13 protein-coding genes are annotated in these 12,667 nt (G+C 69.3%); 1 reads left to right on the plus strand and 12 read right to left on the minus strand.

From position 1 onward, the window contains the following. Positions 1 to 13 precede the first annotated feature (13 nt). A complete protein-coding gene (locus tag KXS11_RS13575; protein WP_437386136.1) occupies positions 14 to 784 on the minus strand; it encodes a 3-hydroxybutyrate dehydrogenase in 771 nt (256 codons plus the stop codon). Further along, entirely contained in the window at positions 781 to 2,190 is a 1,410-nt protein-coding gene (locus KXS11_RS13580; protein ID WP_437386137.1) for an MFS transporter, read from the minus strand. The genes KXS11_RS13575 and KXS11_RS13580 overlap by 4 nt, the downstream gene beginning before the upstream one ends. A gap of 68 nt (positions 2,191 to 2,258) precedes the next feature. Here KXS11_RS13580 and KXS11_RS13585 point away from each other — a divergent pair, with 68 nt between their 5' ends. Then, positions 2,259 to 3,239: a LysR family transcriptional regulator gene (locus tag KXS11_RS13585; protein WP_437386138.1), complete on the plus strand. Its 981-nt coding sequence runs from the start codon at positions 2,259 to 2,261 to the stop codon at positions 3,237 to 3,239. Between the two features lie 23 nt (positions 3,240 to 3,262). Here KXS11_RS13585 and KXS11_RS13590 read toward each other — a convergent pair whose 3' ends face one another. The 10 genes from KXS11_RS13590 to truB form a co-directional block, all read right to left on the minus strand. After that, positions 3,263 to 4,123: an aldehyde dehydrogenase family protein gene (locus KXS11_RS13590; RefSeq protein ID WP_437386139.1), complete on the minus strand. Its 861-nt coding sequence runs from the start codon at positions 4,121 to 4,123 to the stop codon at positions 3,263 to 3,265. Further along, positions 4,120 to 5,616 (minus strand): aldehyde dehydrogenase family protein, encoded by a 1,497-nt coding sequence (locus tag KXS11_RS13595; RefSeq protein ID WP_437386140.1) that lies wholly within the window; start codon positions 5,614 to 5,616, stop codon positions 4,120 to 4,122. Before KXS11_RS13595 ends, KXS11_RS13590 begins: the two co-directional genes overlap by 4 nt. Positions 5,617 to 5,622: 6 nt before the next feature. Then, positions 5,623 to 6,645: a deoxyribose-phosphate aldolase gene (gene deoC, locus KXS11_RS13600; protein ID WP_437386141.1), complete on the minus strand. Its 1,023-nt coding sequence runs from the start codon at positions 6,643 to 6,645 to the stop codon at positions 5,623 to 5,625. Next, positions 6,642 to 7,643: a sugar-binding transcriptional regulator gene (locus KXS11_RS13605; RefSeq protein ID WP_437386142.1), complete on the minus strand. Its 1,002-nt coding sequence runs from the start codon at positions 7,641 to 7,643 to the stop codon at positions 6,642 to 6,644. Before KXS11_RS13605 ends, deoC begins: the two co-directional genes overlap by 4 nt. Before the next feature lie 117 nt (positions 7,644 to 7,760). After that, positions 7,761 to 8,999 (minus strand): MFS transporter, encoded by a 1,239-nt coding sequence (locus tag KXS11_RS13610; RefSeq protein WP_437386143.1) that lies wholly within the window; start codon positions 8,997 to 8,999, stop codon positions 7,761 to 7,763. Between the two features lie 64 nt (positions 9,000 to 9,063). Then, positions 9,064 to 9,771 (minus strand): hypothetical protein, encoded by a 708-nt coding sequence (locus KXS11_RS13615; RefSeq protein ID WP_437386144.1) that lies wholly within the window; start codon positions 9,769 to 9,771, stop codon positions 9,064 to 9,066. 105 nt (positions 9,772 to 9,876) lie between these two features. Next, entirely contained in the window at positions 9,877 to 10,809 is a 933-nt protein-coding gene (locus tag KXS11_RS13620; RefSeq protein WP_437386145.1) for a bifunctional riboflavin kinase/FAD synthetase, read from the minus strand. Next, a complete protein-coding gene (locus KXS11_RS13625; RefSeq protein ID WP_437386146.1) occupies positions 10,806 to 11,225 on the minus strand; it encodes a hypothetical protein in 420 nt (139 codons plus the stop codon). The genes KXS11_RS13620 and KXS11_RS13625 overlap by 4 nt, the downstream gene beginning before the upstream one ends. A gap of 104 nt (positions 11,226 to 11,329) precedes the next feature. Next, on the minus strand, positions 11,330 to 11,698 hold the full coding sequence (locus KXS11_RS13630; protein WP_437386147.1) for a hypothetical protein: 369 nt from the start codon (positions 11,696 to 11,698) through the stop codon (positions 11,330 to 11,332). Further along, on the minus strand, positions 11,695 to 12,633 hold the full coding sequence (truB, locus tag KXS11_RS13635; RefSeq protein WP_437386148.1) for a tRNA pseudouridine(55) synthase TruB: 939 nt from the start codon (positions 12,631 to 12,633) through the stop codon (positions 11,695 to 11,697). Before truB ends, KXS11_RS13630 begins: the two co-directional genes overlap by 4 nt. Positions 12,634 to 12,667: the final 34 nt, after the last annotated feature.

Consider the following 12,667-nt stretch of genomic DNA (forward strand, 5'->3'; position numbering starts at 1 on the left):
GCAAGGGCACTTGTCACCGGGCGGACCAACCGCCGTCCATCGTGTAGCTCGCACCGGTGACCATCGCCGCGGCGGGTTCGGCGAGCCAGGCGACGAGTTCGGCGACCTCCTCGGGTTCGACGAGACGTTTGATCGCGCTCTCGGCGAGCATGATGGACGAGAGCACCTCGGTCTCGGGAACACCGTGCGCAGCCGCCTGGTCGGCGAGCTGCCGCTCGACGAGCGGCGTGCGGACGTACCCGGGGTTCACGCAGTTGCTCGTCACCCCGCGGGGCCCTCCCTCGAGTGCGGTGACCTTGGAGAGCCCTTCGAGCCCGTGCTTCGCGGCCACATATGCGCCCTTGAACGGCGACGCCCGGAGCCCGTGGACCGACGAGACGTTGACCACTCGTCCGAAGCCGCGCTCGTACATCGCCGGGAGCGCGGCGCGCACGAGGAGGAACGGCACTTCCAGCATGAGCTGCACCAGCCTGCGGAACTCCTCTGGCGGGAACTCCTCGAGCGGACTCACCCGCTGGACACCCGCGTTGTTCACCAGGATGTCGACGTCGAGGGTGAGGTCGTCGAGTGCACGCGTGTCGAGGAGGTCGACGACCCAGCTGCGCCCGCCGAGTTCGGTTGCAAGGGCTTCAGCACCGTCGCGATCGACGTCCGCGACGACGACCTCCGCCCCGCGAGCAGCCAGCGCCCGGGCACAGGCTGCGCCGATCCCGCTCGCCCCACCGGTCACAAGGGCCGAGCGCCCCGCGAGTGAGCGGCCGACGACCCCCGTCCCACCGGTCATCGACGCACCGCCTCGGTCTCGGACGCGGTCAGTGCCTCGTCAGCTGCATCGACAGCACGCAGGTCGACACCCACGGTCTCGCGGAGGGTGAGGACCGTGACGGCGGTCACCGCGCACGCACCGACGAGGTAGAGCGCCACCGGCACCCACGAACCGGTCGCCTGCAGGAGCGCGACGGCGATGATCGGCGCGAGCGAGCCCGCGACGATGGAGGTGACCTGGTAGCCGAGCGACACCCCCGAGTACCGCATTCGCGTCGGGAACATCTCGCTCATCACCGCGGGCTGCGCCGCATACATGAACGCGTGGAAGCAGAGCCCGATCGTGATGGCCAGCACGATGAGGACGGGGTTCGCCGTGTCGAACATCGGGAAGGCGAAGAACGCCCAGCCGGCACCGAGGACGGCACCCGTGAAGTACACGGGCTTGCGACCGACGCGATCGGACAGCCGGCCGATCTGCGGGATCACGAGGAAGTGCACGACGTGGGCGATGAGCAGCGCGAGCAGCAGTTCGCTCGTGTCGTACTCGACCACCGTCGACAGGTAGACGATCGAGAAGCTCACGATGATGTAGTACAGGATGTTCTCCGCGAACCGCAGCCCCATCGCCTGGAGGATCTTCACCGGGTACCGCTTGATGACGGCACCGACGCCGATGCTCGCGGCCTTCCGGCTCTCCTGGTCGGCTTTCGCCTCGAGGAAGATCGGCGCCTCGGTCACGTGGGTCCTGATGTAGTAGCCGATCAACACGATCACGGCGGAGAGCCAGAAGGCCACACGCCAGCCCCAGCTGAGGAACTGGTCGTTCGGGAGGATCCACGACATCGTCAGGAGCACGAGGGTCGCGAGCAGGTTGCCGACCGGGACGGCGGCCTGCGGCCAGCTCGACCAGAAGCCGCGCGACGCGCTCGGGCTGTGCTCGGCGACGAGCAGCACGGCCCCACCCCACTCCCCGCCGACCGCGAAGCCCTGGATGAACCGCAAGGCGACAAGGAGTGCGGGTGCCCAGTAGCCGATGGAGTCGAAGCCCGGCAGGCATCCCATGAGGAAGGTCGCGACCCCGACGATGATGATGGTCGCCTGCAGGGTGTGCTTCCGACCGAGCCGGTCACCGATCTGTCCGAAGACGATGCCGCCGAGGGGACGCGCGACGAAGCCGACGGCATACGTCAGGAAGGCTGCGATGATGCCGTCGAGCCGGGTGCCTGCCGCTGGGAAGAAGAACGTGCCGAAGACGAGCGACGCTGCGGTCGCGTAGAGGAAGAACTCGTACCACTCGACGACCGTGCCGATCATCGAGGCTGAGACGATGCGCTTCAATCCGGAGCCGCGCGCCGCGTCGCCTGTCTGGCTGGATGTCGGGTCGGGCGTGGTGTGGGGACGGCCGGATCGTTGGACGCTCATGGGGGTGCCTCTCCTTCTCGGTCGTCATCGACCTCGATGAGTGTGCCCCAGGGCTGAGCTGTGCATCAATGACCAATCCCGCGACGGCGAAGTGCATACTTGCAGATGTGACACCGCCGTCAGAGCTCCCCGCCCTTCCCGCGACCGCCGCCGACGACCTGCTCGTCCTGCTCGCCGTCGCCCGGACAGCACGGTTCACGACCGCAGCCGACCGCCTCGGCGTGAACCACACGACCATCTCCCGGCGGATCGGCACGCTCGAGCACGCCCTCGGCGGCCGCGTGCTCGTGAAGGCCGTCGGCGGCTGGGAGCTCACCGAGCTCGGACGGCGGGCGGCGCGGGTCGCGGAGCAGATCGAGGTCGCGCTCGGGGGCCTCACCGCCGAACCGGACGCACCGGGATCCGAGCTCGCGGGCGTCGTCCGCATCTCCGCCACCGACGGGTTCAGTGCCCACATCGCTGCACCCGCGGCTGCGGCCCTCCGCAGGGAGCATCCGCGACTCGCCGTCGAGATCGAGACGGTCACCCGCCGGGTCCGCCAGTACCGTTCCGGCATCGACATCGAGGTCGTCGTCGGGAAGCCCGAGGTGCATCGCGCCTCGGCCGTGCTGCTCGGCGGGTACGCGCTCGGCATGTACGCCTCACGTGAGTACCTCGACAGCGCCGGGAACCCGACGACGATCGACGCACTGTCCCGGCACCCGCTCGTGTACTTCGTCGAGTCGATGCTGCTCGTCGACGACCTCGACGCACCGCGTCGACTGGTGCCGCTCATGCGAGACTCCGTCAGCTCGACCAACGTCTTCGTGCAGGTCGAGGCGACCCGCGCCGGCGCCGGCGTCGGGCTGCTGCCCTGCTTCATGGCCGACCACCATCCCGACCTGGTGCGGGTGCTCCCGGAGCTCACCGAACGCCTCGAGTACTGGATGGTCCTGCGGCCGGAGGCGTTGCAGATCCCCGCGGTCAGCGCGGTTGCAGCAGCCTTGCAGCGACGCGTCGTCGAGCTCCACACACAGCTGTTGCCCGGGTCCTCAGGAGTCGATTCCTGAGCACCCGGGCAACGCGGTGGAGCCTAGAGGAGTGCCTTCGTGTGCCAGACCGTCTTCACTTCGGTGAAGGCGGTGATGCGGTCGAGACTCGCCGCGACCCGCACCCGTCCGCCGCTCGGGCGCAGCACCCGCTTGAGCGTCTCGGCAGCGAGGACCTCGAGTTCGATCCAGTCGAGCTCCTCAGCACCGGCCAGGTCGATCGCGTTCACGTCGGCGTGCGAGGCGAGCCACGGGGCCATCTCGGCCGGCGAGCCCGTGAGCACGTTCACGACGCCGCCGGGGACGTCACTCGTCGCCAGGACCTCGGCGAGGCTGATCGCCGACAGCGGCAGGCGTTCACTCGCGATCACGACGACCGTGTTCCCCGCGACCAGCGCAGGGGCCACGACGCTGACGAAGCCGAGCAGCGAGGAGTCCTGCGGTGCGATGAGCGCGACGACGCCGGTGGCCTCCGGTACGGAGAGGTTGAAGTACGGGCCGGAGACGGGGTTCGCTCCCCCGACCACCTGGACGTACTTGTCAGCCCAGCCGGCGTACCAGACCCAGAGGTCGATGGCCTCGTCGACCTGGGCTGCAGCCTTCGCCTGCGACACGCCCTCCGCCTGGACGATCTCGTCGACGAACTGCGCCCGACGACCCTCGAGCAGTTCCGCGATGCGGTACAGCACCTGACCGCGGTTGTACGCCGTGGCGCCCGACCAGCCGCCGAGCGCCGAGCGCGCGGCCACGACGGCGTCGCGTGCATCCTTGCGGGAAGCCAGCGAGGCGTTCGCCAGGAAGGCGCCCTTCGCGTTCGTCACCTCGTAGGTCCTTCCGGATTCGCTGCGCGGGAACTTGCCGCCGATCGCGAGCTTGTAGGTCTTGGGGACGGTGAGCCGGCTCATCGCTGGGCTCCCTTCGTGCTGGCCTTGGGGGCGGCGGTGACGGCGGAGGACGCGGGTCCGGCAGGAGCCAGGTAGGCACCGAGTCCGTGCCGGCCCCCCTCGCGCCCGTACCCGGACTCCTGGTAGCCGCCGAACGGGCTCGCGGGGTCGAACCGGTTGAAGGTGTTCGCCCAGATCACGCCGGCACGGAGCTTGTCGGCCACCGCCAGGATGCGGCTGCCCTTGTCGCTCCAGATGCCCGCCGACAGGCCGTACGGCGTGTTGTTGGCCTTCGCGATCGCCTCTGCCGGGGTGCGGAAGGTCATGACCGACAGGACCGGGCCGAAGATCTCCTCGCGAGCGATCCGGTGGCTCGTGGAGACGTTCGTGAAGATCGTCGGCGCGAACCAGAATCCGTTCTCCGGCAGCTCACAGTCAGGGCTCCACCGCTCGGCACCCTCGAGCTCACCGATGTCGGACAGCTCACGGATGCGCGCCAGCTGCTCGGCAGAGTTGATCGCACCGACATCCGTGTTCTTGTCGAGCGGGTCTCCGACGCGGAGCGTCTGCAGGCGGTGCTTCAGCCGGTCGACGACCTCGTCGTGGATGCTCTCCTGGACGAGCAGCCGGGAACCGGCGCAGCACACGTGACCCTGGTTGAAGAAGATGCCGTTGACGATGCCTTCGATGGCCTCGTCGATCGGGGCGTCGTCGAAGACGATGTTCGCGGCCTTCCCGCCGAGCTCCAGCGTGAGGCGCTTGTCGGAGCCGGCGATCGTCTTCGCGATCTCACGACCGACGGCGGTCGAGCCCGTGAACGCGACCTTGTTGACGTCCGGGTGGCGGACGATCGCCGCGCCCGTCGCACCGGCACCGGTGACGATGTTCACCACACCGGCCGGCAACTCGGCCTGCTGCAGGATCTCGGCGAAGATGAGCGCCGTGAGCGGGGTGGTCTCAGCAGGCTTGATGACGACGGTGTTCCCAGCGGCGAGCGCCGGCGCGACCTTCCACGCGAGCATGAGGAGGGGGAAGTTCCACGGGATCACCTGGCCGGCGACGCCGAGCGCCCGCGGGTTCGCTCCGAGCCCCGCGTAGTCGAGCTTGTCCGCCCAGCCGGCGTAGTAGAAGAACCACGCAGCGACGAGCGGCACGTCGACGTCGCGGGACTCCTTGATCGGCTTGCCGTTGTCGAGACTCTCGGCCACGGCGAGCTCACGGGCGCGTTCCTGGACGAGACGGGCGATGCGGAACAGGTACTTGCCGCGGTCGGCGCCCGACAGCTTCGACCAGGTGCGGTCGTAGGCGCGACGGGCCGCCGCGACCGCGCGGTCCACGTCGGCGTCGCTGGCGGCTGCGATCGTGGCGATCGACTGCTCGGTGCTCGGGGAGATGGTCTGGAAAGTACCGCCCGTGCCCTCGGTGAACTCGCCGTCGATGAAGAGACCGTACTCCGAGCGGAGGTGCAGGACCGAGGTGGATTCCGGGGCTGGTGCGTATTCGAGGAAGCTCATGATATCCTAGTCGATCGTGACGTAGTCGGGGCCGGAGTAGTGGCCGGTGGTGAGTTTCTGACGCTGCAGCAGCACGTCGTTCAGCAGGCTCGACGCACCGAAACGGAAGAGGTGCGGCTGCAGCCACTCCTCGCCGACCGTCTCGGCGACGGTGACGAGGTACTTGATGGCGTCCTTCGAGGAGCGGATCCCGCCCGCGGGCTTCACACCGATCTGTTCGCCGGTGAGGCGGTACCAGTCACGCACGACCTCGAGCATGAGGAGCGTCACGGGGAGGGTCGCGGCGGGCGAGACCTTTCCCGTGGAGGTCTTGATGAAGTCACCGCCCGCGAGGATCGCGAGCCAGGAAGCGCGCTTGACGTTGTCGTAGGTGTTCAGCTCCCCCGTCTCGAGGATGACCTTGAGGTGGGCCGAGGTGCCGTCGCTCCGACGGCAGGCCTCCTTGACCGCGACGATCTCGTCGAAGACCTGGCCGTAGCGGCCCGAGAGGAACGCGCCGCGGTCGATGACCATGTCGATCTCGTCTGCACCGGCGTCGACGGCGTCGGCCGTGTCGGCGAGCTTGATCGCGAGCGAGGCCCGACCGCTCGGGAACGCCGTCGCGACCGCCGCGACGTTGATACCACCGGCATCGTGACCGGCGCCCGGTCGCGTGTGGGCGGCCCCGAGGGCGTCGACGGCGTAGGGCACCATGTCGCCGTAGACGCAGACCGCTGCGACACGAGGCGTGCTCGGGTCCGAAGCGTCAGGCGTGATCGCCTTCGCGACGAGCGAGCGGACCTTGCCGGGGGTGTCGGCGCCTTCGAGTGTCGTGAGGTCGATCAGCTCGATGATCTTGTCGAGCGCCCACGCCTTCGAGGTGGTCTTGATCGAACGGGTGCCGAGGCCGGCAGCCCGCTGCTCGAGGCCGACGGCGTCGACGCCGGGCAGACCGTCGAGGTAGCGGCGGAGGCTGGCGTCGGTGACGGGCCCGTCGATGAGTTCGAGCGCCGTGGGCTTGGCCACGAGGTCTCCGGGTGGAGTGGTCATGGTGCGATCCTTCCGAGCAGTGCATGCTCCGGGGTCTGGTTCGGGCTGTGGGATGCTTCGGCGTCGGCGAGCAGGGCGGTCGCAGTCGCCTCGTCGGTGACGAGGACGGTGCACAGGCCACTGCTGACGACCGCTCGTGCGACGGCACGCTTCTGCGCGCCGGCGATCACGGCGATGCTGCGGTTGGCACCGCGGAGGGCCTCGAGACCCAGGCCGACGGTTCGCTCGTCGAGCGTCGGGTCGACGATCATGCCCTCGGCGTCGATGTACCTGCCGACGACGTCGCCGACGGCGCCACGCGCGACGAGCACGTCCAGTTCCGCCGCGGTGAGGTAGCCGCTGTGCACGAGGGCGGAGTCCGGTCCTGCCACGCCGGCGCCGTACAGGTAGGTGTCGGCAGCCGCTGCAGCTCGGAGCACCTCGGCGACGGTCCGATCGGACTCGATGCTCAGCTTCGTCTCGAGCCGTTCGAAGATCGCGGGACTCGGCAGGAGGGTGACGTCTCCGCGGCCCTTCTCGGCGATGCGGGCGGCAGTGGCCGCAGCCGTGCCGATGCGCTGGTTGAGGCTCACGCCACCGTTGATCTGGACAACCGAGATCCCGGTCGCCCAGCCGTCGGGCAGGTGGTCGGCGACGTCGCGGAGGGTCCGGCCCCAGCTGACGCCGAGCGTGCGTGGCACGGGACGCATCGCCCCGAGGTAGTCGGCGGCGGCTCGCGCGACCCGCTCGTGCAGCTCGGCGCTGTCGCTCGGGCTCGGCACGACGACGGCGTCCTTCAGACCGACGCGCTCGCGCAGCGCGCGTTCGAGCGGCAGCCTGCGGGCGCGCGGATGGACGATCTCGATGCGGATGTAGCCGAGTTCGCGGGCTTGTGCGAGGAGTCGGCCGACCTTCCACCGGGTGATCCCGAGGAGCGCCCCGATCTCGTCCTGCGTCTTCGTCTCGTCGTAGTAGAGCTCTGCGGCGCGCACGGCGAGGAGTTCATCGCTCTCGATCACGTCAGGCCTCCTTCGTGGGACGCCTCCAGCCTAGGACGGGGTTCCTGGATCAGCAACGCCTGTAGGCCTCAGTGCTCATATGAGCATCGAGTCCTGCTCGCCTGCGCACGAGACGGCTCAGCGGTGCCGCTTCGCGCGTGCTGCGAGGTCGGCCTCGATCGTCGTCGCCCGCCCGGTGATCCGACCGGCGATCGCGACGGCGGCACCTGTCGCGAGCAGCAGGATGAGCGGCACGGTCCACGAACCGGTCACGGCGTGGAGCAGACTCACGACGAGCGGGCCGAGGGCTCCGATGGTGTATCCGACGCTCTGCACGAAACCGCTGAGGGCGACCGCGCCGTCATGCGTCGCCGTCCGGAGGTTGATGAGCACGAGCGCGAGGGGGAACAGGAGCGGACCGAGACCGGCGAGGAGCACCCACAGCCAGGTGAGGCTCGTCGGCCAGAGCAGCAGGCCGAGGTAGCCCAGCACGAAACACGCGCTCGCGATGTACACGAGGACGGCGACGTTGCGGAGACGAGCGACGAGCATCGGGACGATGAGGCTCGCCGGGACGCCCATCGCCGAGTAGAGCGACAAGAGCAGGCCACCCTGCGCCGGCGTGACCCCGGCGAGATCGGCCACGATCGTCGGCAGCCAGGCGAACATGACGTACGCGTTCAACGACGAGGTCGCGAACACCGCGGCGACCGCCCAGGCGATCGGCGATCGGTGGACGAGCACGCGGTCGGCCTTCGGAGCCTCCTCGATCTCAGGGTCGACAGCGGCCCTCGCATCCCGCCGCTCGCGCAGCAGGAGCGCCAGCCACGGCAGCACGGCGAGGAACGCGATGATCGACCACAGGCCGAGCGAGACGTGCCAACCGGCCGAGTCGGCGACCGGGACCGCGATGAGCGGCGGCAGGAACGTGCTCACCGACAGCACCGTCGCGTAGAGCGAGGTGACGAGGCCGATGCGGTCGGGGAAGTACTTCTTGACGAGCGGCGGCAGGACGACGTTCCCGATGCCGATGCCCGCGAAACAGAGCGCACTGCCGATCGCCAGCACCGCGAAGCTCGGTGCGAGCGATCGGACGAGGTGCCCGAGCACGATCGAAGCGAGCGCGATGAGCAGCACCGGCTCCAGGTGCAGCCGCCGCACCAGACGAGGCGTGAAGACCCCGAAGAGCGCGAAGCACAGCGGCGGAAGCATGCCCAGCAGACCGAGACCGACGGAACCGACGCCGATGTCGCCGTCGATCTCGGCGAAGATCGGGGACAGCGAGGTGACTGCGGTCCGAAGGTTCGCCGCGACGAGCACGATGCCGAGCAGTGCGAGGACCCGACCCCGCCAGAGGGGCCGGGTTCCTGGTTGCATCACCGAGCCAGTCTAGGCCCGGAGCGCCGGGCCTCCAGACCCGGGGTGCGTCCGAGCGGCCGGATCACGCTCCCCAGTTCGGCGACGGTGCGACGATGCGATCGATCTGCGCGGAGGGCGTTCCGACGATCCCGACCGCCCAGGAGCGATTCCCGGTGCCGTTGTCGGTCTCGGGAATGGGCGTCACATCCGCCCGGATGAAGAGCGCCGGCGTCCCGTCGGACAGGACGTACCGTTGGACGTCTTCGGCCGTGGCTCCCTCGGCACCCGAGATCGCGTCGGCGACGGTCTCGGACCCGTCGCCCACGGCGAAGCCACCGACGGCCTCGATCCGAATGCCGGCTTCCTCAGCAGACTCCGCATTCACCAGGGTGGCCGGGTCGTACGGCTCGCTCTGGTCGATCTCACGCGCGGTCACCGACAGCCCTCCCCAGGTGTATCGGGTGCCTGGAGCGGTCTCGATCGCCCCAGGGTCCGCGGAGACCACGGGTTCCGTTCCGAGCGCATCGCTGAGCGCGGCGACGAGGTCGGCGGTGGGGTCGAAGTAGCGCACAGAGGTCAGGACGGTGTCGTCTTCGGCCACGAAGTCCACCCCCTCCGCGCCGATCACCACGCGCGAGACGACGGGCTCCGGCGTCGGCGTGGGTGTTCGGGTCTCGGACGCCGTCGGAGCTGACGAGCCCGCATCCGGCGCTGCGGATTGCGGCGTGCAGCCGGTGATGAGGACGAGGCCTGCGACGAGCGCGGGCAGGACGATGAGACGTCGAAGCATGGTGATTCCCCCGGGTGTGATCCGACCCCAACGAGCCTCCGCCAGCCTATCGGGAGCAGCACGAGGCGGATGCAGGGCTTCCCCCACTCCGCGACCGACGGAACGTCAGGAGAGCAGGCGGCGCGCTCGCTCGACGTCGTCGGTCATCTGCACGATGAGGGGTTCGATGCCGGTGAACGCGACCATGCCGCGGATCCGCTCGACGAACTGCACCTCGACCTCGTCGCCGTACAGATCGAGGTCGGTCTCGTCGAGGACGTACGCCTCCACCTGCTTCTGCGGCACGCCGTCGAACGTCGGGTTGTTGCCGACGGAGATGGCGGCCGGGTACTGGCGCCCGTGCCGACCGAGCCACCCGGCGTAGACGCCGTCGGCAGGGATCAGCCCCTGCGAGTCGGGAGACAGGTTGGCGGTCGGGAAGCCGAGCTCTCGGCCGCGCTTCGCGCCGTGGACGACGACACCCCGCACGCCGGGTGGGCGGCCGAGGAGTCTCGACGCCTGCGCGACGTCACCCTCCTCGAGCAGTTCGCGGATCCAGGTGGACGACACCCTCCGGCCGCCGCCGGGCCGCACATCGTCGATGACCCGGACGGAGAACCCGTAGACCTCGCCGAACGACTCGAGCGTCGAGACCGTGCCGAGGCCACGGTGTCCGAACCTGAAGTCCTCGCCGACGAGCACGATCTTCGCGTGGAGCGCGCCGACCAGGATCGAGGTGACGAACTCCTCGGGTGTGAGCTGCGCGAACGTCTGATCGAAACGCAGCAGCAGTGCCGCCTCGACCCCCGTGCTCGCCAGGAGGCCGAGCTTCTGCTCGTTGCTCACCAGCGACTCCGGGCACCGGTCGGGGTTGATGAGGCTCAGTGGATTCCGGTCGAAGGTGACCGCGGTCGGAGTGAGGCCGGCGCTGGACGCTGCGTCGAGGAGCGCGTCGATCACCGCACGATGCCCGGTGTGGACGCCGTCGAACTTGCCGATGGTGACCGCCGACGGGCCGAACCCGTCCGGCACCTGGTCGAGCTCGGTGAAGGTGATCATGCGCTCTGGCGCCGATGCGCTGCGAGCCACCACAGTCCGAGGATGGGGAGCACGAGCGGGATGAACACGTACCCACGGCCGAAGACGGACCAGACCGTGTCGTGCGGGAACAGCGCAGGATCGAGCAGGCTGAGCGCTCCGACGACGAGCACGCCGACGAGTTCGAACGAGATGGTGATCCAGGCGATGTTCCGCCAGACATCCCCTCGGGCGACGAGTGAGACCGTCGCGAGGATGTAGACGACCGCGGCGAGTGCCGACAGCACGTAGGCGAGCGGTGCCTCCTCGAACTTCGTCGTGATCTGGACGACCGAGCGACCGGTCGCGGCCAGCGCGAGGATGCCGTAGACGGCGACGAGCACGACCCCGATGCCACGGAGTCGCGGACGGGCGGGTGCGGTGGTGGGGTCAGCCATAACTTGTCGATTCTATGCGACGCGGGCCCGCCTCCCGGCACCCGGTGACGCCGGATGGCGAGCGAACCGGCACCTCGAGCCGCCATGGGCTGAGGATGACGGGGTCAGGCGAGCTGGGTGGACCAGATCTGCTCCATGCGATAGAGCATGACGGCGATGGCGAGGCACACCACGCCGAGGACGACCGTCGACCAGCGGCTGCGTTCCACGAGCGCCCAGAACCCACCGGCCAGCGGCAGGATGATGGCCGAGATCAGGTAGGTGTAGAACTCGGGCACGCTGCCCGTCGCGGAGTTGCCGAAGGCCGGGGCGGCGATCGCGACGACGAGTTGGGCGATGAGCAACAGCTCGACGACGGCGGTCGCGCCCATCGTGAGGTCACTCGGTACCCTCCCGACGAGTCCGAGGAGCACGCAGAGGAGGCCGGCGACGACCGCGACGCCGATCTGCGCGATCGTGAACCACTCGATCATGCGGATTCCTCCGCCGGGAAGTTCACGATCGACCGCAGGCTCGCCCCACGACGCTCGACCAGGCCCACGAGGCGGCCGTCGGGTGCGACGGCCGCGATGGGACCGGTGTGGTCTGCCGGGAGCTCACGGGCGAGGCGCTTTCCATGGCCGAGGTCGATCGCCTCCTGCTCCGTGAGGTCGAGGGCGCCGAAGAGCTCCCGAGCGACGTCGGCGGGCGCCAACAAGGCAGACTCGACGTCGAGTTCGTCGATCGTCGACGCATCGCGCACCTGGAACGGTCCGATGCGTGTGCGCCGGAGCGCCGTCAGGTGCCCGCCGACGCCGAGCGACGCGCCCAGGTCTCTGGCGAGGGCTCTGATGTACGTGCCGGAGGAGCACACGACGCGCACGTCGACGTCGACGAAGCCCTCGGGTCGCCGGATCTCGATGACCTCGAACTCGCTCACGGTGACCGCACGCGGCGTCAACTCGACCTCGATCCCCTCGCGGGCGAGCGCGTACGCGCGCTTCCCACCGACCTTGATGGCGCTCACACTGCTCGGGACCTGTTCGATGTCGCCCGTGAGCGGTGCGATGCCCGCCTCGATGCGCTCGTCGGTGACGGCGGCCACCGCCGCGAGGTCCGCCGTGTCGAGCGTGTCCCCCTCGGCGTCATCGGTCGACGTCGTCTGTCCGAGACGGATCGTTGCGAGGTACTCCTTGTCGAGGCCCACGACGAAGGTCAGGAGCCGGGTGGCTGAGCGGATGCCGAGCACGAGGAGGCCCGTCGCCATCGGGTCGAGCGTGCCGGCATGGCCGACCTTCCGGGTGCCGGCGAGACGCCGGACCCGGGCGACGGCGTCGTGGGAGGTGTGCCCCTGCGGCTTGTCCACGAGGAGGATGCCGGGCCGCAGAGGGACCGGTCCGGATGCTGCTGCTGCACTGTTCTCGACCACCCTGCAACGCTACCAGCGCGCCCGAGGACGGCAC

The organism is Plantibacter flavus (assembly GCF_051487245.1).
GTDB lineage: Bacteria > Actinomycetota > Actinomycetes > Actinomycetales > Microbacteriaceae > Plantibacter > Plantibacter flavus_B.